This is a genomic window from Pseudomonas sp. 10B238, from assembly GCF_000970615.1.
Lineage (GTDB): Bacteria > Pseudomonadota > Gammaproteobacteria > Pseudomonadales > Pseudomonadaceae > Stutzerimonas.
Map to the genome: position 1 here is coordinate 159,250 of NZ_KQ033935.1, position 23,702 is coordinate 182,951.

The 23,702-nt window shown below is 60.9% G+C and carries 20 protein-coding genes; 11 read left to right on the top strand and 9 right to left on the bottom strand.

Annotation, left to right across the window (positions count from 1 at the left end; all coding sequences use genetic code 11):
• Positions 1–28: 28 nt before the first annotated feature.
• Together aguB and RT21_RS14990 are read right to left on the bottom strand one after the other, a co-directional pair.
• Positions 29–907, bottom strand: coding sequence for an N-carbamoylputrescine amidase (gene aguB / locus RT21_RS14985; protein ID WP_046163335.1), 879 nt, complete (start codon positions 905–907; stop codon positions 29–31).
• A gap of 134 nt (positions 908–1,041) precedes the next feature.
• Entirely contained in the window at positions 1,042–1,692 is a 651-nt protein-coding gene (locus RT21_RS14990) for a TetR/AcrR family transcriptional regulator (protein ID WP_046163399.1), read from the bottom strand.
• Positions 1,693–1,923: 231 nt separating this feature from the next.
• Here RT21_RS14990 and RT21_RS14995 point away from each other — a divergent pair, with 231 nt between their 5' ends.
• Positions 1,924–4,521: an HWE histidine kinase domain-containing protein gene (locus tag RT21_RS14995; protein ID WP_046163336.1), complete on the top strand. Its 2,598-nt coding sequence runs from the start codon at positions 1,924–1,926 to the stop codon at positions 4,519–4,521.
• A gap of 129 nt (positions 4,522–4,650) precedes the next feature.
• On the opposite strand, the gene RT21_RS15000 is transcribed toward RT21_RS14995, so the two are convergent.
• The gene (locus RT21_RS15000) at positions 4,651–6,027 is read right to left on the bottom strand and encodes a glutamine synthetase family protein (RefSeq protein ID WP_046163337.1); all 1,377 of its coding nucleotides are present in this window, start codon (positions 6,025–6,027) and stop codon (positions 4,651–4,653) included.
• Positions 6,028–6,278: 251 nt separating this feature from the next.
• On the opposite strand from RT21_RS15000, the gene RT21_RS15005 reads away from it, so the two are divergent.
• The 8 genes from RT21_RS15005 (at position 6,279) to RT21_RS15040 (ending at position 15,570) form a co-directional block, all read left to right on the top strand.
• The gene (locus tag RT21_RS15005) at positions 6,279–7,025 is read left to right on the top strand and encodes a gamma-glutamyl-gamma-aminobutyrate hydrolase family protein (protein ID WP_046163338.1); all 747 of its coding nucleotides are present in this window, start codon (positions 6,279–6,281) and stop codon (positions 7,023–7,025) included.
• A gap of 45 nt (positions 7,026–7,070) precedes the next feature.
• Complete coding sequence (locus RT21_RS15010; protein WP_045423208.1) at positions 7,071–8,429, top strand: glutamine synthetase family protein; 1,359 nt, start codon at positions 7,071–7,073, stop codon at positions 8,427–8,429.
• Positions 8,430–8,499: 70 nt separating this feature from the next.
• Complete coding sequence (locus RT21_RS15015) at positions 8,500–9,858, top strand: aspartate aminotransferase family protein (protein ID WP_046163339.1); 1,359 nt, start codon at positions 8,500–8,502, stop codon at positions 9,856–9,858.
• A 253-nt stretch (positions 9,859–10,111) separates the two neighbouring features.
• Positions 10,112–11,209: a polyamine ABC transporter substrate-binding protein gene (locus RT21_RS15020; protein ID WP_046163340.1), complete on the top strand. Its 1,098-nt coding sequence runs from the start codon at positions 10,112–10,114 to the stop codon at positions 11,207–11,209.
• Between the two features lie 227 nt (positions 11,210–11,436).
• Positions 11,437–12,522, top strand: coding sequence for a polyamine ABC transporter substrate-binding protein (locus RT21_RS15025; protein WP_046163341.1), 1,086 nt, complete (start codon positions 11,437–11,439; stop codon positions 12,520–12,522).
• Positions 12,523–12,626: 104 nt separating this feature from the next.
• Entirely contained in the window at positions 12,627–13,778 is a 1,152-nt protein-coding gene (gene potA / locus RT21_RS15030; RefSeq protein WP_046163342.1) for a polyamine ABC transporter ATP-binding protein, read from the top strand.
• A complete protein-coding gene (locus RT21_RS15035) occupies positions 13,775–14,671 on the top strand; it encodes an ABC transporter permease subunit (protein WP_046163343.1) in 897 nt (298 codons plus the stop codon). The genes potA and RT21_RS15035 overlap by 4 nt, the downstream gene beginning before the upstream one ends.
• Complete coding sequence (locus tag RT21_RS15040) at positions 14,668–15,570, top strand: ABC transporter permease subunit (RefSeq protein ID WP_046163344.1); 903 nt, start codon at positions 14,668–14,670, stop codon at positions 15,568–15,570. The genes RT21_RS15035 and RT21_RS15040 overlap by 4 nt, the downstream gene beginning before the upstream one ends.
• Before the next feature lie 16 nt (positions 15,571–15,586).
• Here the strand turns inward: RT21_RS15040 and RT21_RS15045 are convergent, their stop codons facing one another.
• Positions 15,587–16,204 carry a DUF6436 domain-containing protein gene (locus RT21_RS15045; protein WP_046163345.1) on the bottom strand — a complete coding sequence of 206 codons (618 nt, stop codon included), beginning with the start codon at positions 16,202–16,204 and terminating at the stop codon, positions 15,587–15,589.
• 86 nt (positions 16,205–16,290) lie between these two features.
• Between RT21_RS15045 and RT21_RS15050 the strand changes: the two genes are divergently transcribed.
• A complete protein-coding gene (locus tag RT21_RS15050) occupies positions 16,291–17,229 on the top strand; it encodes a phospholipase BipL (RefSeq protein ID WP_046163346.1) in 939 nt (312 codons plus the stop codon).
• A gap of 25 nt (positions 17,230–17,254) precedes the next feature.
• Here RT21_RS15050 and RT21_RS15055 read toward each other — a convergent pair whose 3' ends face one another.
• A complete protein-coding gene (locus tag RT21_RS15055) occupies positions 17,255–18,007 on the bottom strand; it encodes a hypothetical protein (protein ID WP_045423230.1) in 753 nt (250 codons plus the stop codon).
• A gap of 107 nt (positions 18,008–18,114) precedes the next feature.
• On the opposite strand from RT21_RS15055, the gene RT21_RS15060 reads away from it, so the two are divergent.
• Complete coding sequence (locus RT21_RS15060) at positions 18,115–18,723, top strand: 2OG-Fe(II) oxygenase (protein ID WP_046163347.1); 609 nt, start codon at positions 18,115–18,117, stop codon at positions 18,721–18,723.
• 60 nt (positions 18,724–18,783) lie between these two features.
• On the opposite strand, the gene dctM is transcribed toward RT21_RS15060, so the two are convergent.
• The 4 genes from dctM to RT21_RS15080 form a co-directional block, all read right to left on the bottom strand.
• A complete protein-coding gene (dctM, locus tag RT21_RS15065) occupies positions 18,784–20,064 on the bottom strand; it encodes a C4-dicarboxylate TRAP transporter large permease protein DctM (RefSeq protein ID WP_046163348.1) in 1,281 nt (426 codons plus the stop codon).
• On the bottom strand, positions 20,065–20,691 hold the full coding sequence (locus tag RT21_RS15070) for a TRAP transporter small permease (protein ID WP_046163349.1): 627 nt from the start codon (positions 20,689–20,691) through the stop codon (positions 20,065–20,067).
• Between the two features lie 240 nt (positions 20,692–20,931).
• Complete coding sequence (dctP, locus tag RT21_RS15075; RefSeq protein ID WP_046163350.1) at positions 20,932–21,927, bottom strand: C4-dicarboxylate TRAP substrate-binding protein DctP; 996 nt, start codon at positions 21,925–21,927, stop codon at positions 20,932–20,934.
• A gap of 382 nt (positions 21,928–22,309) precedes the next feature.
• Complete coding sequence (locus tag RT21_RS15080; protein WP_046163351.1) at positions 22,310–23,701, bottom strand: sigma-54-dependent transcriptional regulator; 1,392 nt, start codon at positions 23,699–23,701, stop codon at positions 22,310–22,312.
• Position 23,702 lies beyond the last annotated feature (1 nt).

A 23,702-nucleotide genomic window follows, 5' to 3' on the forward strand; every position in this document is an offset into this window, starting at 1 on the left:
GGCTGAGCCGATTGCCGATAAAAGGCGGTCAGGACTCCAGCGAACCGTCCAGCGTCTTGATCGGGCTGTACAGGTTCGGCCGGCGATCACGGAACACGCCCCAGGCGCTGCGAATGTGTTCAAGCTGATCGAGGTCGAACTCATGCACCAGCACGCCTTCGCTGGTCTCGTCCATTTCTTCGACCTTCGCGCCGAACTGATCGGCAATGAACGAGGAGCCATAGAAGGTGATGTCGTAGCCGTCCTGCTCTTCGCGGCCGATGCGGTTGCTGGCAATCAGGGGCATCAGGTTGGCACCGGCGTGGCCCTGTTGTACGCGCTGCCAGTGGTCGCGCGAGGTGATGTTCGAATCGTGCGGCTCGCTGCCGATGGCTGTTGGGTAGAACAGCAGTTCGGCACCCATCAGCGCCATGCTGCGCGCGGTTTCGGGAAACCACTGGTCCCAGCAGATGGCCACGCCGATCTTGGCGTAGCGGGTGTTCCAAACTTTGAAACCGGTATCGCCCGGGTTGAAGTAGTACTTCTCGTGGTAGCCGGGGCCGTCCGGGATATGACTCTTGCGGTAGACGCCGAGCACCTTGCCGTCAGCATCGATGATGGCGATCGAGTTGAAGCGCGCCCGTCCGGACAGCTCGAAGAAGCTCACCGGCAGCACCACCTGCAATTCAGCGGCTACTTTCTGGAAATGCTGTACGGCTGGGTTGTCTTCCACCGAAGTGGCCAGTTGCAGATACTCGGGGTTCGGCTTCTGGCAGAAATACGGAGTCTCGAAGAGCTCCTGAATCAGGATGACTTGTGCGCCCTTGGCGGCTGCCTCACGGACCAGCTTCTCGGCGTTGGCGATGTTCGCCTGGCGATCCCAGGAACAGGCCATCTGGGTGGCGGCGACGGAAACGATACGGGACATGGAAAACCTCGCGGATGCTGGCGTAAGGGCGGCCCTGTGGGGCGCTGCGAAATCTATTCGATAATTATCTGGATTGAAAGCGCATTCTGTCAGCTTCTGCCCTAGAGGCTTGAATAAAAACCGATATCTATCGGCTAGATCTGGGCGCGCTTTGGCAAATAGGGCGGCAGATAGAGTGCCAGGTAGGCATCGAATACGCGCATACCTTCTTCTGCCATGCGCGGCGTGATGCTGCCGTGCAAATGCACCGATCGCGCGTAGACCCGGTCTCCCAGCTCCAGTGCCAAGGCAAACACATCGACATCTCGGGGCAATATCGGGAGTTCGAAATGCCTTTCAAAAAGGACCTGCATCAACCCAGCGAGTTCGATGTCGTGCTGGTGGTCGGCTTGGGTCACTTCGCTTAGCCCGTGCTGCGCCAGAATCAGCTGCCGGGCGGCTGCGTCGTGCTGATAGATGGCCAGCATGCGCTGTTCGACAAGCCGGGACAGGTCGCGCCAACAGCCCAGGCGGTCGTGATCCACCGGCTCGGCGAGGCTTGCCCGGAAGGCGGCATGCACATCAGCGGTCAAGGCATTGAGCAGCGCCGGCACGCTGGCGAAAAAGTGATAGACGGAGGAAGGCGGGATTCTGGCGTGTTCCGCCACGCTGTAGATGGAAAGGCCGGCCACGCCCTGTCCGGCCAGCAGTTCGCGTGCGGCGGCGAGAATCTGGGCGATGCGCGCCTGGCTGCTGGCGCGTGGTCGCCGTCCGGAGACAGGCTTTTGATCATCGGGCTTGGTCATGGACGGCATTGGAAGCCATGACGCGGTATGAAGCAATCGTCAGTTTCGCTTCGTCGTCTGGCCCGATGCGGGGGCTGTTCCTTCAATGAGCTAGCCTCGAGCGATCTCGGTCCGACGGCCTGTTGCTACGTCGGGCGGTTTTTTTGAGCGAATGCCGCCGATGCATGTCTCAGCTTTCTGAACGGGTCTCTGTTGGGCCTGGCCCTCAGCAGCTGCAGGAGAAGTTTCGCATTGACGACCCAGTTCCATCTGTCCGTCGCCCCGGTTGATTGTGCCCAGGAGCCCATCCACATTCCCGGGACCATACAACCACACGGCCTGCTACTAGGCTGCACCCTGCCGGATTGGACCATCGCGCACGTTTCGGCGAACACCTCGAGCTTTTTAGCCGACGTCGACCCGCAGTCGCTGTTGGGCCGGCCGCTTGATTCCGTCTTTCCGATCGAAACGGTCCACTCCGTACGCAATCAATTGCAGACGGCGATGCTGTCTGGCTCTGCCGAGCGGCTGGACTGCCTCGCGCTTGATGACAGCGCGCATCGCTACGACATGACGGTGCATATGGTCGACGGCCTGGCCGTGATCGAAGCGGCGCCGAGCGTGATGGGGGCAGGCGCAAACGGCGTGACGCTATTGCGAGGGCTGGCCGGTCGGTTGCGTCGGGCGCCCACTGTGCAGCGTCTGTTGACGCTCGCGGCGCAGCAAGTGCGCGCCGTTACCGGTTACGACCGGGTGATGATCTATCGTTTTCTGCCAGACGAGTCGGGTGAGGTGGTGGCCGAGGCGGTGCGGTACGGCAGCGATTCCTATCTGGGACTTCGCTATCCGGCGACCGATATTCCTGCACAGGCGCGCGAACTGTATCGGCGTCAGCCACTCAGGCTGATCCCGGACGTCAACTATCAACCGGTGCCGGTTCTGCCGGGCCGCAGTCCGGAAGGACTACCCTTGGACCTGGGATTGGCGGCGCTGCGCAGCGTGTCGCCTGTGCATGTTCAGTACCTGCGCAATATGAATGTGCGCGCCACGCTCACGGTCAGCCTGATGCGCGGTGACCAACTGTGGGGGCTGATCGCCTGCCATCACAGTGAGCCGCACTACCTGAGCGGGGCGCTCTGCTCGGCAGCCGAGCTGTTCGGCCAGATGCTTTCGCTGCAGATCGATGTGCGCGAGCAACAGCAGGAACAGCAGCGGGTGACCGACGCGCAGCATGCGCACGATCAGCTATTGGAGGCGATGTCCCCTCGCGATACCGTATTCGAAGACCTGAACCGCTACGCGGGCATGCTGCACAGCATGATTGCGTGCGATGGCGTGGCGGTCTGGTCTAACGGTCGCCTCAACGGCGAGGGCGTGCTGCCACCGGACGAAGCGGTAGGGGAACTGATCGCCTTTCTCGGGCAGAAACCTGTGGATCGCATCTACGCAACCTCATCGCTCGCGGAGCACTTCGCGCCCGCCGCCCGCTTCGCTGATCTCGCCAGTGGTGTGCTCGCCATCCCCATTTCGCGGGTCGCGCAGGATTATCTGTTGTTCTTCCGCCGCGAAGTTATCCAGACCGTCACCTGGGGCGGCAACCCTGACAAAGCCGTGCAGCGGGATCCTGTTCGCGGAACGCTCAATCCGCGCAGCAGCTTCGAGGCCTGGCGAGAGACCGTGCGTGGCCATGCGCGTCCTTGGACCGCCAGTGAGCTGCGAGTCGCCGAAACGCTTCGGGTGGCCTTGCTGGAAGTCATTCTTCGTCGCACTGAATTGATCGCTTCGGAACGTCAACAGGCGCAAGACAGCCAGTCTCTGCTGATTGCCGAACTCAATCATCGGGTCAAGAACGTCCTCAGCCTGGTGCTCGCTACCACGCGTCAGAGTGCGCAACAGGCGACCTCGGTGGAGGAGTTCACCCAGGAGGTAGAGCGACGCATCCAGGCACTCGCCAGCGCGCACGATCAGATCAACGCACCTGCTGGCGCCTCGACGCAACTGCGTGCGTTGCTCGAATCCGAAGCCCGAGCTTGGAACGGCCGCGACGAACTGGACGAGCGCATCCACTTCGCCGGTCGCGCGGTAACGCTGGATGTGCGGGGCTATCAAACCCTGGCACTGGTGCTTCACGAGCTGATGACCAACGCCGCAAAATACGGCGCGCTGAGCGTGCCCGAGGGCCAGCTGACTGTAAGTTGGCAGCTTGTGGAGGGCCGGGGGCTGGAGCTGGAGTGGAATGAAAGCGGCGGGCCAGAGGTGAAGCCACCGACTCGACGCGGCTTCGGAAGCATCGTCACCGAGCGCACCGTTCCTTTCGAACTGCAAGGGGACGCGCGGGTGGAGTTCCGACCGGAAGGGCTGTTCGCCAGATTCCGCATTCCACCTCAGCATGTATCGCTGGGCACCGAGCAACCTCAGACGGACCTGGTCAAGGCACGCCCGGCAAGCCCCATCGCCGGTCTCAGGTTGTTGCTGGTCGAAGACAGCATGATGATTGCTCTCGACGCGCAGACCATGCTCGAAGACGCAGGCGTCAAGGTGGAGATCGCCGGCTCGCTGGTCGATGCGCGGCGCGCTTTGCGGCTCGATCCGTTCGATCTGGTAGTCCTGGACGTCAATCTGGCCGGGGAAACCAGCCTTGGTATTGCCGCCGAGCTTGAAGCCGAGCAGCACCCTTTCCTGTTCGCCACCGGTTATGGCGCCCGTACCGCAATCCCGGAGCGCTTCGATCAGATTCCGGTCGTGACCAAACCCTACAACCTCAGCGCCTTAGGCTACGCCATCGGGCAACTGCCAGGACTCGGGCGCCCCCGTGAGCGATCTCCGTTGACCGAACATCGTGGCGCGTGACCTTGCGTTAGGTTGAGCCGGTTAGGTTTTCTATTGATGGCGGTGCAGATGGCAGCGAGGTTTTCCGATCACCGCAGCGCTTCCATGAGCGGCTGAGAGCCCCGCACGCGGTGATGCGGGGCGTGGTATTCAGACGGTGTGCAGATACCAGTTGTATTCGAGGTCGGAGATCGAGTGTTCGAATTCTTCCAGCTCGCTTTCCTTGCACGCGACAAAAATGTCGATGTACGTGGAGTCGATGTACCGCGCCATGATCTCGCTGTCATCGAGCTCGCGCAGGGCATCACGCAGGTTAGAGGGCAGGCTCGGCTCGACCTGCTCGTAGGAATTGCCCTCGATCGGCTCGTCCGGCGCGATCTTGTTGGTCAGACCGTGGTGAATGCCTGCTAGCACGCTGGCCAGCAGCAGATAGGGGTTGGCGTCTGCGCCGGCAACCCGGTGCTCGATGCGCACGGCATCGGGGCTGTCGGTTGGCACGCGCAGCGCCACGGTGCGGTTGTCCAGGCCCCAGCAGGGTGCGTTCGGTACATAGAACTGGGCACCGAAGCGGCGATAGGAGTTCACGTTGGGGCAGAGGAAAGCCATCGAGGCGGCCATGGTCTGCTGAATGCCGCCGATGGCGTGGCGCAGCGTTTCGCTTTCCAGCGGATTGCTGGTGGCGAAAATATTGTTGCCGTTCTTGTCCAGCAGCGAGATATGCACGTGTAGCCCGTTGCCGGCCTGGCCCGGGTAGGGCTTGGCCATGAAGGTCGTATCCATTTCATGGTCGTAAGCGATGTTCTTGATCAACCGCTTGAGCAACACGGCGTAGTCGCAAGCCTTGATCGGGTCGGCGACGTGATGAAGGTTGACCTCGAACTGCGCCGGTGCGCTTTCCTTGACGATGGCATCGGCGGGTATGCCCTGTTCCTTGGCGCCTTCGAGCACGTCCTGCAGACAGTCGACGTACTCGTCCAGATCGTCGATCAGGTAGACCTGGGTGGAGTGGGGGCGTTTGCCAGAGATAGGCGAGCGCGGCGGTTGCGGACGACCGTTCACGTTTTCCTGGTCTATCAGGTAGAACTCCAGCTCGAACGCGGCGCAGATGGTCAGGCCCAGTTCATCGAACTTGCTCACTACCTGACGCAGCACTTCTCGTGGATCGGCGAAGAATGGCGAGCCGTCACGCTCGTGCATGGTCATCAACAGCTGGGCGGTGGGGCGTTTCTGCCAAGGCTCGTTGCTGAGCGTGTTGGGAATGGGGAAACAGGTCCTGTCGGAGTCACCAATGTCCATTCCGAGGCCGGAGCTCTCCACGGTGATGCCATTGATGTCGAGGGCGAACAGCGAGGCCGGCAGGTTGATGCCTTTTTCATACACTTTGTGCAGGCTGGCGCGCTCGATGCGCTTGCCCCGGACGACACCGTTCATGTCTGCGATCAGCAGGTCGACGTACTGGACCTCCGGGTGTTCCTTTAGAAATGCGTTCGCTTCGTTGAGCTGAACGGCACGCGGCGGCGGAAGCATGATGAAGCACCTTAATTGTTAAAAATTTCAATCATCAAACAGCTTGTCTTGGAGTCAATCGAAAAGCCCTGCTGCTGTCAATAGTGCCCCGAAATGACTCTTCGAGGCCCACAGTGGGCGTTTTCGGGGCAGTCCGGAGAACGATCCCTAAACGCTGACATGGCTTTGCGAAGCGGTAACCCTCGGCTATTGTCTATAAAAACGAACAAGACTACTCTCCGAAGAGCCCCATCTGGAAAGACGAGTATCCCATGCCTCGCGTGCCATTGATCGGCGTTTCCGCCTGTACCAGGCAGATCGGCCACCACAGTTTCCATATCGCCGGCGACAAGTACCTGCGCGCGGCGGCTGTAGCCGGCATGCCGCTGGTCATCCCGGCACTCGGCGATCTGATCGACCCAGCTGCATTACTGGATAGCGTAGACGGCCTGCTCTTTACCGGCTCACCGTCCAACGTCGAACCGCACCATTATGGCGGCCCGGCCAGCACCGAGGGCACCGCCCATGACCCATCACGTGATCAACTGACGCTGCCGCTTATTCGCGCGGCGGTGGATGCGGGTGTTCCAGTATTCGGCGTCTGCCGCGGGTTTCAGGAAATGAACGTCGCTTTTGGCGGCAGCCTGCATCAGAAGGTTCACGAGGCCGGGCCTTATGCCGATCACCGTGAGCGCGCCGAGGATCCAGTCGAGGTGCAGTACGGTCTAAGTCATCCGTTGCACGTCCAACCGGGCGGATTGCTACAGCGCCTCGGGTTACCCGCGCAGATTGATGTCAATTCGGTGCATGGACAGGGCGTCGAGCGGCTCGGCAAGGGCTTGCGCATCGAGGCGCTGGCACCCGATGGGCTGATCGAGGCGTTTTCCGTCGAGGGTGCGCGAAGCTTTGCCCTCGGCGTGCAGTGGCATCCGGAATGGAAGGTGCATGAGCATCCTTATTACCTGGCGTTGTTCGAGGGCTTTGCCCGCGCCTGCCGGGAACGCGCAGGACGGCGCTGAGCGCGGGCCGGCCCGGCACTCGTTTCATTAATTTCTGAGGTCGATATGTCCAGCAAGCTCGACCAGCTCACCGGCTGGCTGAAAGAACGCAAGATCACCGAGGTGGAGTGCCTGATCAGCGACCTGACGGGCATCGCCCGCGGCAAGATCTCACCCACCAACAAGTTCCTCGACGAAAAAGGCATGCGCCTGCCGGAAAGCGTACTGCTGCAGACCGTGACTGGCGATTATGTTGAGGACGATATCTATTACGAGCTGCTCGATCCCGCCGATATCGACATGTTCTGCCGGCCCGATCCGGACGCGGTGTTCTTGGTGCCTTGGGCCATCGAGCCCACCGCCCAGGTGATCCACGACACCTACGACAAGATGGGCAATCCCATCGAAATCTCGCCGCGCAATATCTTGAAGCGTGTGCTGAAGATGTACGCCGATAAAGGCTGGCAGCCCATCGTCGCACCGGAGATGGAGTTCTACCTGACCAAGCGCTGCGAAGACCCGGACCTGCCGTTCCAGCCGCCGATCGGCCGCTCGGGTCGGCAGGAGACGGGCCGGCAGTCGTTCTCCATCGATGCGGCCAACGAGTTCGACCCGCTGTTCGAGGACATGTACGACTGGTGCGAGGCCCAGGGGCTGGATCTGGATACCCTGATCCACGAGGAAGGCACCGCACAGATGGAAATCAACTTCCGTCATGGCGAGGCGCTGCACCTGGCCGATCAGATTCTGGTGTTCAAACGCACCATGCGCGAGGCCGCGCTCAAGCACAACGTCGCCGCCACCTTTATGGCCAAGCCCATGACGGGCGAGCCGGGCAGTGCCATGCACCTGCACCAGAGCGTCGTGGACCTCGAAACCGGGCGCAACATCTTCTCCAACAGCGACGGCACCATGAGCCAGCTGTTCCTGTACCACGTCGGTGGCCTGCAGAAATACATTCCCGAACTGCTGCCGCTGTTCGCGCCGAACGTCAATTCGTTCCGCCGCTTCCTGCCCGACACCTCGGCACCGGTCAACGTCGAATGGGGCGAGGAGAACCGTACCGTCGGCCTGCGAGTGCCGGATTCCGATCCGCAGAACCGTCGCGTCGAGAACCGCCTGCCGGGTGCCGATGCCAACCCTTATCTGGCCATCGCCGCCAGCCTGCTGTGCGGTTACATCGGCATGGTCGAGGAGCTGCCGCCAAGCCAGCCCGTCAAGGGTCGCGGCTATGAGCGCCGCAATCTGCGTCTGCCGCTGACGCTGGAAGCGGCACTGGAACGAATGGAGAACTGCCGACCGCTGGAGAAGTACCTGAGCCCCAAGTTCATCACCGGCTACATCGCGGTCAAGCGCGCCGAGCAGGAAAACTACCACCGCGTCATCAGTTCCTGGGAGCGGGAATTCCTGATGCTGTCGGTGTAACGAACAGCCGTAGGGTGGATGACGCTCTGTTCATCCACCGGACCAAGCAACCATTATCAAGAGGTGATTGATGAGCGATTCGCAAACCCTGCAATGGCAAGCCCTGAGCCGCGACCATCACCTGCCGCCGTTCACCGACTTCAAAGCGCTCAATGCCAAGGGCACGCGCATCATTACGCGGGGGGAGGGCGTCTACCTTTGGGACAGCGAAGGCCACAAGATCCTTGATGCCATGGCCGGGCTCTGGTGCGTCAACCTCGGCTACGGCCGCGAAGAACTGGTCGAAGCGGCCACTCGGCAGATGCGTGAGCTGCCGTACTACAACCTCTTTTTCCAGACTGCCCACCCGCCGGCGCTGGCCTTGGCCAAAGCCATCTCCGAGATCGCGCCGGAAGGCATGAACCATGTGTTCTTCACCGGCTCCGGCTCGGAAGCCAACGACACCGTGCTGCGCATGGTGCGCCACTATTGGGCGATCAAGGGGCAGCCGCAGAAGAAAGTGGTGATCGGCCGCTGGAACGGCTACCACGGCTCAACCATTGCCGGCGCCAGCCTCGGCGGCATGAAGGCCATGCACGAGCAGGGCGATGGTCCGATCCCTGGCATCGAGCATATCGACCAGCCCTACTGGTATGGCGAAGGCGGCGACCTCGATCCGGAAGAATTCGGCGTTCGCATGGCTGAGCAACTGGAACAGAAGATCCTCGAAGTTGGCGAAGACAAGGTGGCCGCCTTTATCGCCGAACCGATCCAGGGCGCCGGCGGGGTGATCATTCCGCCGGACAGCTACTGGCCGAAAATCCGCGAGATCCTCGCCCGCTACGAGATTCTGTTCATTGCCGACGAAGTCATCTGCGGCTTCGGGCGAACCGGCGAGTGGTTCGGCAGCGACTACTACGGCAATGCGCCGGACCTGATGCCAATCGCCAAGGGCCTGACATCCGGCTATCTGCCCATGGGTGGCGTGGTGGTACGCGACGAAGTGGTGCACACCCTCAACGAAGGGGGCGAGTTCTATCACGGCTTCACCTATTCGGGACACCCGGTAGCGGCTGCGGTAGCGCTGGAGAACATCCGTATTCTGCGCGAGGAGAAGATCGTCGAGCGGGTCAAGAACAAGACGGCACCTTATTTGCAGTCTCGCTGGCATGAGTTGGTCGAGCACCCGTTGGTTGGTGAGGCCCGTGGTGTCGGCATGCTTGGCGCGCTGGAGCTGGTGAAAAACAAGAAGACCCGTGAGCGCTTCGCTGACCCTGGCGTGGGCATGCTCTGTCGGGAGCATTGCTTCCGCAACGGTCTGGTGATGCGCGCAGTCGGTGACACCATGATCATTTCGCCACCGCTGGTGATCAACGAAGAGCAGATTGACGAGCTGATCGGCAAAGTTCGGCTGTGCCTGGACGCAACGCTGAAAGATGCGCGGGGTTGAGTGTGCAGGGCGCCGGCAGGATGCTACCGGCACCAAGGATCGACTGGAAAAGTATGCAAGCGAAGCGCACGCAAGCGGTTGAAAAACAGCCATTGACCTTGCCAGACTGCGCGCGTGCTTTGGCCTGACTTACCGAGGGTGTGTCGATGCCGGCACAGCCATTAGCTGCACCAGGCACAACGGGGTAGGCGTCGCCGCCGCCCTGTGTGACCTGTCCACAGCCCAACATATGACTACAACAGGAGCTGCACGGATGAAACCCTTTGCCAAGACCCTACTTGCGATGACGCTGGCTGGCGCGGTTGCCGGCGCTGCGCAGGCCGAAGACAAGGTGCTGCACGTCTATAACTGGTCCGACTATATCGCCGAAGACACCTTGGAGAACTTCACCAAGGAAACCGGGATCAAGGTCGTCTACGACGTGTTCGACAGCAACGAAGTCCTGGAGGCCAAGCTGCTGGCGGGCAGCTCCGGCTATGACGTAGTCGTACCGTCCAACCCCTTCCTGGCCAAGCAGATCAAGGCGGGCGTGTTCCAGAAGCTCGACAAGAGCAAGCTGCCGAACTGGGAAAACCTCGACAAGGACCTGCTCAAGGCGTTGCAGCCGAGCGATCCAGGCAACCAGTACGCAGTGCCGTACATGTGGGGCACCATCGGCATCGGCTACAACCCGGAGAAGGTCAAGGCCGCGTTAGGTGAAGACGCACCGGTTGATTCCTGGGATCTGGTGTTCAAGCCGGAAAACATGGAAAAGCTGAAATCCTGCGGCGTCTCGTTTCTCGATTCACCCACCGAAATCCTCCCTGCAGCACTGCATTACCTGGGCTACAAGCCAGACACCACCAAATCTGACGAGCTGAAGAAGGCTGAAGAGCTGTTCATGCAGATCCGTCCGGACGTGGCCTATTTCCATTCCTCGAAGTACATCTCGGACTTGGCCAACGGCAACGTCTGCGTCGCCATCGGCTATTCCGGCGACATCTACCAGGCCAAAGCGCGTGCCGAAGAAGCCGGCAATACGGTCAAGGTCAACTACAACATTCCCAAGGAAGGCGCAGGCACTTTCTTCGACATGCTCGCGATCCCGGCTGATGCGAACAACGTCGACAACGCCCATGTCTTCCTCAATTATCTGATGAAGCCTGAGGTGATGGCCTCCATCACCAACTATGTGCAGTTCCCCAACGGCAACGCGGCGGCCACCCCGCTGGTGGATGAAGCAATTCGTACCGACCCGGGCGTTTACCCGAGCCAGGCCGTGCTGCAAAAGCTCTACACCTTCCCGGACCTTGATCCGAAGACCCAGCGCACCATGACCCGCAGCTGGACCAAGATCAAATCCGGTCGTTGATCCAGCCGCCTCGCCAGGTCTGCTTGCGGGCCTGCGCGAGGCACTCATCAGTGCCTCGAAAGGGGCAGTTCAGATTTGTAATTCTGGCTTGCGGTCTGGCTGTAGCGCACCCTTTGAGCCTGATCGTCTCGCCATTACAACGCGCCAGTTGATTTTTAGAGGTTTTTCCAATAAATAGCCCGCCTTTCGCCCACTGATCGCGCGGTCTGCACTAAGAGGACACTCTCATGCGCTCGACATTGAAGTCGCTTCTTATAGCCGCTGCGGTCAGCGGTGCTGCATCCGCTCAGGCTGCCACGGTGCATATCTACAACTGGTCCGATTACATCGGCGAAACAACGCTGGAAGAATTCGAAGAGAAGACCGGTATCAAGCCGGTCTATGACGTCTTCGATTCAAACGAAACCCTCGAAGGCAAACTGCTCGCTGGTCGTACCGGCTATGACGTGGTGGTGCCTTCCAACCATTTCCTCGGCAAACAGATTCGCGCTGGCGCTTTCCAGAAACTGGACAAGAGCAAGCTGCCCAACTGGGAACAGCTGGATCCCGCACTGCTTAAGCAGCTCGAGAAGAACGATCCGGGCAATGCCTACGCCGCGCCCTATCTCTGGGGCACCAATGGCATCGGTTACAACGTTGAACAGGTCACCGCTGCGCTAGGCATCGAGAAGGTAGATTCCTGGGCCGTTCTGTTCGAGCCGGAGAACGCCAAGAAGCTTGCCGGCTGCGGCATTGCCCTTCTCGACTCGCCTGATGAAATGATCCCGGCGATGCTCAACTACCTGGGCCTGGATCCCAACAGCACCGATCCGGACGACTACGCCAAAGCTGAGGCGAAGTTGCTCGAAATTCGCCCGTACGTCCGTTATTTCCATTCATCCAAGTACATATCGGACTTGGCCAACGGCAACATCTGCATCGCCGCCGGCTTTTCCGGGGACATTTTCCAGGCGTCGGCGCGCGCCGACGAAGCCGGTAAAGGCATCGACATTGCCTACGCCATCCCCAAAGAAGGCGGCAATCTCTGGTTCGACATGCTGGCCATTCCCTCCGACGCACAGAATGTCGACGAAGCCCATGCCTTCATCAATTACCTGCTCGACCCTCAGGTGATCGCGTCGGTCAGTGATTATGTTGGCTATGCCAACCCCAACATCAAGGCAGGGGAACTGATGGACCAGGAGGTCCGTAACGATCCGTCGGTCTATCCGCCGCAAGCTGTGCTGGATCGCCTGTACGTCTCCGCAGAGCTGCCGCAGAAGATCAACCGCCTGATGACCCGCACCTGGACCAAGGTGAAGTCCGGCCAATAGCAACACCGGGCAAGGCGGGAGCCATTGCTGGTCTTCCGTCTTGCCTTACAGCGTGTCATTTCCCGGCGCCGTCCGGGTCCATTATTCCAATCGGGAGTTTGCGCATGGCCGTTGCCTCCAGCGCCTACAAAAAGGCCCTCACCGGTGAGAGCCAGAACAAGCAGGTGCTGCTGAAGATCGACCGCGTCACCAAGAAGTTCGACGAAACGGTGGCGGTCGATGATGTCTCATTGAGCATTCACCAAGGCGAAATCTTTGCCCTGCTTGGAGGATCGGGCTCGGGCAAGTCCACTTTGCTGCGCATGCTGGCAGGCTTCGAGCGGCCCACTGAAGGACGGATCTTCCTCGACGGCCAGGACATCACCGATATGCCGCCCTACGAGCGGCCCATCAACATGATGTTCCAGTCCTACGCATTGTTCCCGCACATGAGTGTCGAGCAGAACATCGCCTTCGGCCTGAAGCAGGATGGCCTGTCGAAAGATGAGGTAAAGACGCGCGTCGATGAAATGCTCAGTCTGGTGCAGATGAGCCAGTACGCCAAGCGCAAGCCGCATCAGCTCTCTGGCGGCCAGCGCCAGCGTGTTGCCTTGGCCCGATCCCTGGCCAAGCGACCCAAGCTGTTGCTGCTGGATGAACCGATGGGCGCGCTGGACAAGAAACTGCGCTCGCAGATGCAGCTGGAGCTGGTGCAGATCATCGAGCGCGTCGGCGTAACCTGCGTGATGGTCACCCACGACCAGGAAGAGGCCATGACCATGGCCGAGCGCATCGCCATCATGCACCTCGGCTGGATCGCTCAGGTCGGCAGCCCGATGGACATCTACGAGACCCCGGCGAGCCGCTTGGTCTGCGAGTTCATCGGCAACGTCAACCTCTTCGACGGCGAGTTGGTCGAGGACATGGAAGACCATGCCGTTATCGCCTGCCCTGGCCTGGAAAACCCGATCTACGTCGGTCACGGCATCAGCACTCGCGCCCAGGACAAGCAGATCACCTATGCAATTCGCCCCGAAAAGCTGCTGATCGGCACCGAACTCCCTGAGCTGCAACGGCCTGGCTATAACTGGTCCAAGGGTGTGGTCTATGACATCGCCTACCTGGGCGGTCATTCGGTCTATTACATCCAGATGCCATCCGGCGGCATCCTGCAGGCATTCATGGCCAACGCCGAACGACACGTGAAGCTGCCGACCTGGGAGGAGGAAGTGTTTGTCTACTGGTGGGACGACAGCGGCGTGGTGTTGCAGGCATGAGCCGCTCGCGTCTGAACCCGGGGCGTCGACTGGTCATCGGCGTACCCTTCGTATGGCTGGTGCTGTTCTTCCTTCTGCCGTTCGTGATCGTACTGAAGATCAGCTTCGCCGAAGCCGATGTGGCGATTCCTCCCTATACCGAGGTTTTCGCCTACGCCGAACAGCAGCTGCAGGTCATCATCAACCTGAGCAACTACATCTTCCTCAGTGAAGACGACCTCTATTGGGCTGCTTACGCCGGCTCGTTGAAGATTGCCTTTTTCAGCACGCTGATCTGCCTGCTGGTCGGCTATCCCATGGCCTACGCCATCGCCCGGGCGCGCAAGGATCTACAGACCGTACTGCTGCTGCTAATCATGATGCCGACTTGGACTGCGATCCTGATTCGCGTCTACGCCTGGATGGGCATTCTCAGCAGCAACGGCATTCTCAATGGCCTGCTGCAGGGACTGGGCCTGATCGACGAGCCGCTGCGCATCTTGAACACCGATCTCGCCGTCTATATCGGCGTGGTGTATTCCTACCTGCCATTCATGATCCTGCCGCTCTACGCCAACCTGGTGAAGCATGACCTCAGCTTGCTGGAGGCTGCCTCTGACCTCGGTGCGCGCAATCTGACCAGCTTCTGGAAGATCACCGTGCCGCTGTCCAAGAACGGCATCATCGCCGGCTGCATGCTGGTATTCATTCCGGTGGTGGGCGAATTCGTGATTCCCGAACTGCTCGGCGGGCCGGAGACGCTGATGATCGGCAAGGTGCTGTGGCAGGAGTTCTTCAATAACCGCGACTGGCCGGTAGCGTCTGCATTGGCGGTGGTGATGTTGGCGATCCTTTTGGTACCGATCATTCTGTTCAACCGCAACCAAACCAAGGAACTGGAGGGCAAGCTATGAAGCGTTACAGCTTTTCCAACCTGATCCTGGTCCTCGGATTGTTGTTCATCTACCTGCCCATGGTGTTGCTGGTCATCTACTCCTTCAATGCCTCGCGGCTGGTAACGGTGTGGGGCGGCTGGTCGCTGAAGTGGTACGCGGGTTTGCTGGACAATAGCCAGTTGATGGGCGCGGTCATGCGGTCGCTGGAGATCGCTTTCTACACCGCCATTGCCGCGGTTGCGCTGGGCACCATGGCCGCCTTCGTGCTGACGCGGATACCCAACTTTCGTGGGCGCGCCGTGTTTGGCGGTCTGGTCACGGCGCCGCTGGTGATGCCGGAAGTAATCACCGGTCTGTCGTTGCTGCTCTTGTTCGTGGCCATGGCGCAGCTGATCGGCTGGCCCGCCCAGCGCGGCATCGTCACCATCTGGATCGCCCATACCACCTTCTGCTCGGCTTATGTCGCCGTAGTCGTAATGGCGAGGTTGCGTGAACTTGACCAGTCCATCGAGGAAGCAGCAATGGACCTCGGGGCACGGCCCTGGAAGGTGTTTTTCCTGATCACCATGCCGATGATCGCGCCGTCACTGGCGGCCGGTGGCATGCTCTCGTTCGCCCTGTCGCTGGATGATCTGGTCCTGGCCAGCTTCGTCTCCGGTCCAGGCGCAACGACGCTGCCAATGGAGATTTTCTCGGCGGTGCGCCTCGGTGTGAAGCCTGAGATCAACGCAGTTGCCAGCTTGATCCTGCTGGTGGTGTCGCTGGCGACCTTCATTGCTTGGTACATCGGCCGTCGCGCCGAGAAGCGCCGTGTACGTGCGATGCGCCAGGCAATGGATGACACCAACGCCAACCCGACCTGGCGTCAGGTGATCGACAGTCGCAAGGTAACGACGCCACCCTCGGCGCACAGCTGACCGGCGCTGCTGGCGGTCAGCGGCTATCCGCTGACCGCTGGTTCGCTGAGGACTCAGCGACCGGCGGAGGTGCCCAGTCACAGAAACAACCCACCGCGAGCGAGTGCGTCGCCTTGACCGGACGGCCAGCCAGCACCGCCTCGAGGATGGGCTCGATAAAGCTGTTGTCGGAGCTGCACACGGCCCCTTCGCTATAGGGCCCGATGTACACCAGTCGTCCATCGGTATCCCATATCCCAACCGCCGGACTGGCAGGCAGGCTGCTTGCCCCCGGCAGATCAGCGAGCGGCTGCAGACCGGCCAGCTGTTCCGGCAAGCGGCCCTGGCTGCCCGGCTTTTGCAGCGCATAAAAGCTGACGCCCCGCCCACCGAAGCGTTGCATTAGTTCGGCCAGGTGCTGCTGGTTGCCTGCATTGCAGGGGCAGGCCGGATCCCAGAAGTGCACCACACGAACCGGCCCGGCGCCGCTCAGCGACTCGGGCAATGCCAGCTGATCGCCGGAGAACAGCTCGGCCCGCTCGTTCTCGAACGGTCGCAGGTAGCGCGCCTCGAACCACCAGAAGGCAGCCAGCATGGCGCCACCCCAGAGTAGGGCAACGAGCGCTGCGATCAGATACTTGTTGCGTACGGACATGATGGGACTCTTGGATGGATGCGCCAGCTTGCCACGTCGCGCTGCAGAGCTGAATATCTCGCTTACTCCTAGCAAGAAAACCGCTCATGCCTTCGCGAATCGATCCCGACGCACTCCGCGCGCAATTAAGCCCACTTCGCCACGCGGCTGAGCTTACCGCCGATGCACGCTTCTATCAGGCCTACTATGGGTTGGATCTGCCTCACCACGGCGGTATCCAGCGGCGCCTTGGCCGGTTTCAGGTACACGGTTATGAGGTGGTGGCACAAGCGTGGTGCCCCGATCAGCCGGTCGCGACACTGCTGGTCCTGCACGGCTACTACGACCATATGGGCCTGTACCGGCACGTAGTGGATTGGGGGTTGCGCATGGGCTTCGCCGTGCTCGCCTGCGACCTGCCGGGGCATGGACTTTCCAGCGGGCCTCGCGCCAGCATCAATGAATTCGATGAATACCAGGCCGTGCTGCAGGGCTTGCTGCAAGAAGCCGCTGCGATGAATCTGCCGCATCCTTGGCATTTGCTGGGGCAGAGCACTGGCGCCGCCATCGTGCTGGATTACCTGCTCTGCCAGCCGGTGCACCCAGCGCTGGGGCAGAGCATTCTGCTGGCGCCCTTGGTGCGGCCACGGGCCTGGGGATGGTCACGCTTCAGTTATGAAGTGATGCGACGCTTCGTCCAGCAGATTCCCCGGCGCTTCAGTGAAAACTCAGGCGATCCGGCGTTTCTCCAGTTCATCCAGAGTCACGATCCGCTGCAGCCCGATATCCTACCGACCGCCTGGGTGGGCGCGCTGTCGCGCTGGATCCAGCGTATCGAAGGCGCGCCTGCCAGCCTGTACAGCCCGCTGATTGTTCAGGGAGAGGCCGACATGACGGTCGACTGGCAACACAACCTGCCGGTCCTGCAAGACAAGTTCGCTGCCCCTGAGATTCTTCGGCTACCCGCAGCGAGGCATCACCTGGTCAATGAGCAGGAAGCCCTCCGCCGTGAATATTTCGAGTTTCTCAGCGAGCGCTTGAAGTAGCTCAGCGCGTTGGCTGAGAGCTCGCTTACGCCTGAGTCTCGTTGCCGCTCAATCCGACCGCAAGCCCGGCACGAAGGGCTTGCAGCGCTGCGCTGTAATAGCGCTGACCGGCCTCCGACTGGGCGAACTGGACAAATTCCTCCAGTTCGGCATCGGAGAGGTCGCGATAGATATACAGCAGCGTGTTGTCCAGGTCGCTCTCGACCTGTTGCTGCAAACGCTCGCGTTGGCTGTCGAGCAGGCCCTGCGCCTGGCCGCCGCCGAGCAAGCCCGGAATCATCTGGCTGAGGCTGTCGGCTGCGACACCGGCCAACGCCAGGCTGACCTCAGCACCGGCTTCGGCAGCCGGCAGCGCCTGGGCCAGATGACGGATCAACAGCTGCCGGTTGCTGCCGGCCTCCATTCGCGGAATGCCGTTTTCGTATCTGGCCAGCTGCTCGCGGCGTCCGGCCAACGTCTCGGCCGCGACCACCTTGTGGCCGAGCGGAGATTGGAAAAACTCCAGCGCTGGTTGCGGATTGGCGAGGCTCTCCCGCAGCGCCTGCTTGGCCCGCTGATCGATGGCGTTAACCGCGAAACGGCGATTGCTGTTGGTAACCAGCGCCTGGTAAACGGCGGGTGGCAGGGTGTTCTTGTAGCGCTGTTGAGCGGCGGTCAGGGCATCGCTGAAATTGGCGCGTTGTTCGGTCCAGCCAGCGGTCTCGTACAGCTCGTCGTAGGTATCGGCGAGGGTGTTCAAGCTGAAGGCAAGTAATACACAAGCGATTAAAGCGCGCATGGAAGCTCCTGTCTGGCGGGCAGTTTATTTTCAGCGCCCTGACGGCTGCTGTCGAGGCGCGAAAGCGCTGCTGCTAGACTCCACGCAGTCCTTTCGGAGTCTCTTCCTTGCAGTTCGATCCCATCATTGACGACCTCGCCGAGCATGGCTGGTCGCTACGTCATTCGTTCCTGTCAGATGATCTGACCCTCGGTTTGGCAGCGGAGTGCCGCAAGCGTGAGGCACAAGGTGCCCTGGCCCCGGCCGGTATCGGCCGCGGCGATGCGCTGACCATTCGCGAAGGAATACGTGGCGATCAGATTCAATGGCTCGAACCAGGCCAGTCTCCGTTGTGTGACTGCTATCTGGAGCTGATGGATGGGCTTCGATTACGCATGAACCAGACGCTGTTCCTCGGTCTGGAAGAGTTCGAATGCCATTTCGCCCTGTACCCGCCGGGTGCTTTCTATCAGACGCATCTGGATCGCTTCCGTGACGATGACAGCCGCTGCGTCACCGCGGTGGTCTACCTCAACCCGGGCTGGCAACCCGCTGATGGAGGAGAGTTGCGCATGCATTTCGCTGACGGCTCGCAGCGCGACATTCCCCCGCTTGCGGGTGATCTCCTGGTTTTCCTGTCTGGCGAGTTCCCTCACGAAGTGCTGGTCACCCATACCGACCGCCTCTCCCTGACGGGCTGGTTTCGCCGGCGTCCTGCAGATGTGCTTGCGCTGTAGCGCGGGCAAAAAAAGCCCGGCATAAGCCGGGCCAATAGGGAAGCGGTGCTACAAACGGCGTTACATGCCTAACAGATTCGGCAGCGCCAGCGAGATCGACGGCACGTAGGTGATGAGGACGAGGAAGGCCAGCATCATCGCCAGCCACGGCATGACCGCACGGATTACCTGAGTGACCGGCATGCCGGTCACGGCCGAGGCGACGAACAGGTTCAGGCCCACCGGAGGCGTGATCAGGCCGATTTCCATGTTCACCACCATGATGATGCCCAAGTGGATCGGGTCGATGCCCAGTTCCATCGCAATCGGGAACAGGATCGGTGCCAGGATCAGGATGATGGCCGACGGTTCCATGAATGCACCGGCGACCAGCAGGACGATGTTCACGACCAGCAGGAACATCCAGGGCTGCAGACCGGCCTCGAGCACCATGGCAGTGATCTGCTGCGGGATCTGTTCAGTCGTCAGCACATGCGCGAAGAGCATGGCGTTGGCGATGATGAACATCAGCATGATCGACAGCTTGCCCGACTCCAGCAGTACCGTCGGGCAATCACGTATCGTGATGTCCTTGTAGACGAACAGCGCGATGAAAGCTGAGTACACAGCCGCCACTGCAGCCGCTTCCGTGGGGGTGAACATGCCGGAGTAGATACCGCCGAGGATGATCACCATCAGCAGCAGACCCCAGACCGCCTTGCGTGCGGCAGAGAGCCACTCGCGGAAGGTGGCTCGCGGCAGCGCCGGCAGGTTCTTTTTCACCGCGATGATGTAGATGGCGGCCATCAGCGCGATACCCAGCAGCAGGCCCGGCACGACGCCGGCCATGAACAGCTTACCGACCGAGGTTTCAGTCGCGGCGGCGTAGACCACCATGACGATCGACGGTGGGATCAGGATGCCCAGCGTGCCGGCGTTACAGACGATGCCGGCGCCGAAAGCCTGGGGGTAGCCGGAACGAACCATACCGGCGATGGCGATTGAGCCGACCGCCGCTACCGTTGCTGGCGACGACCCGGACAGCGCGGCGAACAGCATGCAAGCCAGTACCGCCGCGATGGCCAGGCCACCGCGGATGTGGCCAACGCTGGCGTTGGCGAAATCGATGAGTCGCTTGGCGACGCCACCGGTGGTCATGAATGCGCCAGCCAGCAAGAAGAACGGGATGGCCAGCAGCGTGTAGTGTTCGGACGTCTCGAACAGCTTGATCGCCAGCGAGGTGACCGAATCCGGGCTGAACAGCAGGATGGTCAGCGAACCGGCCAGACCGAGGGAAACGGCCACCGGCACGCCGATAAACATCAGCGCGAAGAGCGCGACAAAGAGGAACAGGATGGTCATTTACTTCGGCTCCTCTGCGCCCAGTTTCGCGGCTTCGGCGGCTTCGTCTGCCAGGCCCAGGCCGGTTTGCTCGTTACGCAGGATGCGTACGAAGATTTCGGCGAAACGGAGGAAGACCATGGCGAAGCCAATCGGCACGATCATGCCGATGTGCCACTGCTTGATCCCGAAATGACCGAGGTCTTCCGCGCCGATGTCGGCGGTGAACAGCGCCGAAATCCAATTGAAGCTGGCGAAGGCCAGCATGCCTGCATAACCGAGGCAGAACAGGCAGGCAACGAAGCCGATGTAGCGCTGGATGTGGCGCGGCGCGAGTTTGACCAGTGCGTCGATGCCGATATGGCCGGCGGTGCGCACACCGTATGCCAGGCCGGAAAAGATCAGCCAGGCGAATAGTGCCTTGGTCAGTGCCGTGCTCCAGGTCATCTCTTGCGCCAGGCCGATGGTGAAGTCACCCATGGCGAAGAACAGATCGCTGGCACCCTCGTAGCGATCGCCGAGGCTGTAGAACACGGTGTAGAGGTTGTTCAAGACCACGTATACGAAGGTCACCAAGGTCATGGCGGCCAGAAGGAAGGCGATAAACGCTTCTTCGAAGTGGTCCCAGACGCGCCAGAGGGCGTTCATGGATGACATCTCCTGATGGATTGCATTGTTTCGGTGGGCGTACAGAACGTGCGCCATGGGCCGGTGGGGTAACCGGGTGACAGAGCAATGAAAAACTCTTGTTGTACAGGCAGCTGGCTCGGGATCACCGCGCCGTAGGTGCTGCCTGGCTGGGTTGTCTTTTCACTGGTCTGTCGATGTCGCTGGTATTGCTCTAGTCGGAACGCGGAGGGCAGCTTGTGGCTGCCCTCCGGCAAGGCCTTACTGGGCCTTGTTGGCTTCTTCGGCGGCCTTGATCAGGTCGGCACCGATGTCATTCTCGAACTTGCTCCAAACGGGCTTCATGGCTTCGCGCCACTTGGCACGCTCTTCCGGAGTCAGGACGAGGATTTCGGTGGTGCCAGCAGCCAGGATGTCCTGCTTGGCTTTCTGGTTCAGGTCATCGGCCTGCTTGTTCACCTCAACGGTGACTTCGTCGATGATCTGGTCCAGCTCGGTGCGAACGTCTTCCGGCAGACCGTCCCAGAACTTGGTGTTGGTGATCAGCATGTAGTCGAGCAGACCGTGGTCGGACTCGGTGATGTGCTTCTGCACTTCATGCATCTTCTGGGAGTAGATGTTCGAGTAAGGGTTCTCGGCACCGTTGACCACGCCAGTCTGCAGGCCCTGATAGACCTCGGCGAAGCTCATCTTGCGCGGATTGGCGCGCAGGGCCTTGAACTGCTCATCCAGCACGGCGGAGGCCTGTACGCGGAACTTCAGACCACGGGCGTCTTTCGGCTCACGCAGTTCCTTGTTGGCGGACAGCTGCTTCATGCCGTTGTGCCAGTAGGCCAGGCCGGTGATGTTCTTGTCTTCCATCGAGCTCAGCAGCTTCTGGCCGGCATCGCTCTGCTGGAAGCGGTCAACCGCCTGGATGTCGTCGAACAGGAACGGCAGGTCGAACACCTGAACGCCCTTAGAGTAATGCTCGAACTTGGCCAGCGACGGAGCGATCAGCTGTACGTCGCCCAGCAGCAGCGCTTCCATTTCCTTGCCGTCGCCGAACAGGGAAGAGTTCGGGTAAACCTGGACTTCCACCTTGCCGGGCAGACGCTCTTCAACGAGCTTCTTGAACATGACGGCACCCTGGCCTTTCGGGGTGTTTTCGGCAACTACGTGGGAGAACTTGATCAGGATCGGGTCGGCGGCCTGGGCCAGGCTTGCGATACCGAGGGACAGAGCACAGGCGAGCGCTGTGGCAGTCAGTTTGAACATTGTTGTGTTTCCTCTTGTTGTGGATGAGCCGCTGCAATCAGGCAGGAGCTCGGCTGTAACCAGCAAGACAAGTCTAGGCGCCATTGAATAAATCGCCGCGCCGGATTGCGGCTGGACTTGCCGGTTCATGGAGTTTGCGGGAGCAAGTGCTGTGCCAGATGCGTGCAACTGGCGCCCGTGAGGCGGCAGTTTACTCGCATGATGGCTAAATACTGACGAATGTTTCTCAGCCTAATGCGTCTAGCTCGCAGGTTTCGTCAGGTTGCAATACCAGGGCAAGACGCCGCCATTCAGCCAGATAAAAATGTCCAAACTATGTCGGCTTGGCCATGGAAGCTATGATTTGATTGCAGTGAACGAAGCCTTGGCGGAAATCCGCCAGCTATTCGTTATCCTCGGGCGGGGTTCCGCCAGCATCATTGAACACCAGGCCGTGCTTGCGCAGTTTGTCGTGTAGCGTCTTGCGCGGCAGACCCAGGGCCTCAGCAACGCTGCGCAGCGAGCCATGGGGCCGCGCGAGTTCGGCTGCGATCAGGGCGCGCTCGAACGCGTCTACCTGCTCGCCAAGCCCGTGGGCTGAGTCGGTACCGCTGGCTTCAGCAGCACGAGTGGGATCATCGAGACCCAGTTCAAGCCCCAACGCGAAGCGTTCGGCGGTGTTCTGCAATTCACGCACATTGCCCGGCCAGGCATGCCGAAGCAGCTGTGCACGCTGCTCCGGACGCAGCTCACGGATCGGCAGGGCGTGGCGGTTGGCGGCGGTCTCGGCAAAATGCTGGAACAGGAACAGCAGGTCCTCGCTGCGTTCGCGCAGCGGCGGGATGCGCAGGGGGGCGACATTCAGGCGGTAATAGAGATCGGCGCGGAAGCGGCCCTGGTCGGCGGCGTGGCGCAGATCCTCCTTGGTCGCGGCGATCACCCGGATGTCCAGCGGGATCGACTGGTTACCGCCGAGTCGCTCGACGACCCGCTCCTGCAGCATGCGCAGCAGCTTTACCTGGACATCCAGGCTCATGCTCTCGATCTCGTCTAGGAACAGGGTGCCACCGTTGGCGAACTCGAACTTGCCGATACGGCGTTTTTGCGCGCCGGTAAAGGCTCCGGCTTCGTGCCCGAACAGCTCGCTTTCGACCACCGACTCGGCCAGCGCCCCGGCATTGATCGCCACGAACGGCCCGTTGCGGCGACTTGAAAGGTCGTGCAGCGCACGGGCTACCACCTCTTTTCCCGCGCCGGTTTCGCCAAGGATGAGTACGTCGGCCTGGGTCCCGGCAAGCGCGCCGATCTGCTCACGAAGGCGCTGCATGGCAGGTGATTGGCCTAGAAGCCGGGTCGACAACTGCTGACGGTCGGCCAGGGCCAGGCGTAGGCTGCGGTTGTCGAGCACCAACTGGCGTAGGGCGAGGGCGCGACGGACGCTGTCGAGCAGTGCCTCGCTGGGGAAGGGTTTCTCAAGAAAGTCATAGGCACCGGCGCGCATGGCTTGAACCGCCAGCTGGATATCACCATGGCCGGTAATCAGCAGCACCGGTAGCTCGCGGTCGATCGCATGTAGTTGTTGCTGCAGCTCCAGGCCGTCTATGCCGGGCATGCGGATGTCGCTGACCACTACGCCGCCCCACTCCACTGGCAGCATGCCTGGAAGGCCGCGTGCATCGCTCAGGCTCAGCACCTTTAGCCCGGCGAGGTCGAGGGTCTGGCTCAGTGCCTTACGCAGATGGGGATCGTCATCGACCAGGATGACCTGAGTCTGCGGGTCGATCGGGTGGGTCATG

Excerpts from the sequence above, each read along its gene's own strand:
- RT21_RS15055 (WP_045423230.1), bottom strand. The coding sequence starts at position 18,007 with ATGCGCGCTTTAATCGCTTGTGTATTACTTGCCTTCAGCTTGAACACC.
- RT21_RS15080 (WP_046163351.1), bottom strand. The coding sequence starts at position 23,701 with ATGACCCACCCGATCGACCCGCAGACTCAGGTCATCCTGGTCGATGAC.
- RT21_RS15010 (WP_045423208.1), top strand. The coding sequence starts at position 7,071 with ATGTCCAGCAAGCTCGACCAGCTCACCGGCTGGCTGAAAGAACGCAAG.
- RT21_RS15045 (WP_046163345.1), bottom strand. The coding sequence starts at position 16,204 with ATGTCCGTACGCAACAAGTATCTGATCGCAGCGCTCGTTGCCCTACTC.
- dctM (WP_046163348.1), bottom strand. The coding sequence starts at position 20,064 with ATGACCATCCTGTTCCTCTTTGTCGCGCTCTTCGCGCTGATGTTTATC.
- RT21_RS15035 (WP_046163343.1), top strand. The coding sequence starts at position 13,775 with ATGAGCCGCTCGCGTCTGAACCCGGGGCGTCGACTGGTCATCGGCGTA.
- RT21_RS15050 (WP_046163346.1), top strand. The coding sequence starts at position 16,291 with ATGCCTTCGCGAATCGATCCCGACGCACTCCGCGCGCAATTAAGCCCA.
- RT21_RS15015 (WP_046163339.1), top strand. The coding sequence starts at position 8,500 with ATGAGCGATTCGCAAACCCTGCAATGGCAAGCCCTGAGCCGCGACCAT.
- aguB (WP_046163335.1), bottom strand. The coding sequence starts at position 907 with ATGTCCCGTATCGTTTCCGTCGCCGCCACCCAGATGGCCTGTTCCTGG.
- RT21_RS15025 (WP_046163341.1), top strand. The coding sequence starts at position 11,437 with ATGCGCTCGACATTGAAGTCGCTTCTTATAGCCGCTGCGGTCAGCGGT.
- dctP (WP_046163350.1), bottom strand. The coding sequence starts at position 21,927 with ATGTTCAAACTGACTGCCACAGCGCTCGCCTGTGCTCTGTCCCTCGGT.
- RT21_RS15000 (WP_046163337.1), bottom strand. The coding sequence starts at position 6,027 with ATGCTTCCGCCGCCGCGTGCCGTTCAGCTCAACGAAGCGAACGCATTT.
- RT21_RS15005 (WP_046163338.1), top strand. The coding sequence starts at position 6,279 with ATGCCTCGCGTGCCATTGATCGGCGTTTCCGCCTGTACCAGGCAGATC.
- RT21_RS15040 (WP_046163344.1), top strand. The coding sequence starts at position 14,668 with ATGAAGCGTTACAGCTTTTCCAACCTGATCCTGGTCCTCGGATTGTTG.
- RT21_RS15020 (WP_046163340.1), top strand. The coding sequence starts at position 10,112 with ATGAAACCCTTTGCCAAGACCCTACTTGCGATGACGCTGGCTGGCGCG.
- RT21_RS15070 (WP_046163349.1), bottom strand. The coding sequence starts at position 20,691 with ATGAACGCCCTCTGGCGCGTCTGGGACCACTTCGAAGAAGCGTTTATC.
- potA (WP_046163342.1), top strand. The coding sequence starts at position 12,627 with ATGGCCGTTGCCTCCAGCGCCTACAAAAAGGCCCTCACCGGTGAGAGC.
- RT21_RS14990 (WP_046163399.1), bottom strand. The coding sequence starts at position 1,692 with ATGACCAAGCCCGATGATCAAAAGCCTGTCTCCGGACGGCGACCACGC.